This is a genomic window from Psychroserpens mesophilus (genome assembly GCF_050617655.1).
GTDB lineage: Bacteria > Bacteroidota > Bacteroidia > Flavobacteriales > Flavobacteriaceae > Psychroserpens > Psychroserpens mesophilus_A.
In genome coordinates this window covers 1-244 of sequence record NZ_JBODQC010000420.1, presented here as the reverse complement: position 1 = coordinate 244, position 244 = coordinate 1, and the positions used below count along the sequence as shown (strand labels likewise).

Annotated in this window: 1 protein-coding gene; it reads left to right on the top strand. The window is 55.7% G+C overall.

The window, feature by feature from the left end; genetic code table 11:
- Positions 1-63 precede the first annotated feature (63 nt).
- A partial coding sequence (locus tag ACRHNM_RS17850; protein ID WP_431137981.1) for a hypothetical protein occupies positions 64-244 on the top strand: 181 nt, incomplete at its 3' end.

Genomic DNA, 244 nt, shown 5'->3' with positions numbered 1-244 from the left:
GATGTCACAATCGGCTTGTTTTGTTACCCGCCGGGTCAGCCCGGAGAACCTCAGAGAGTGCGCATGCCTGTCCAGATCGCCGTTGTGATTCCGTCCTACAAGGTCACCAACCACATCCTTGGCGTCATTGATGGAATGGGGAATGACATCCATCGGATCTACGTGGTGGACGATTGTTGCCCGATGAACAGTGGCGACTTCGTTGAAGCGAACTGCACCGATCCGCGTGTTGTCGTTCTGCGCC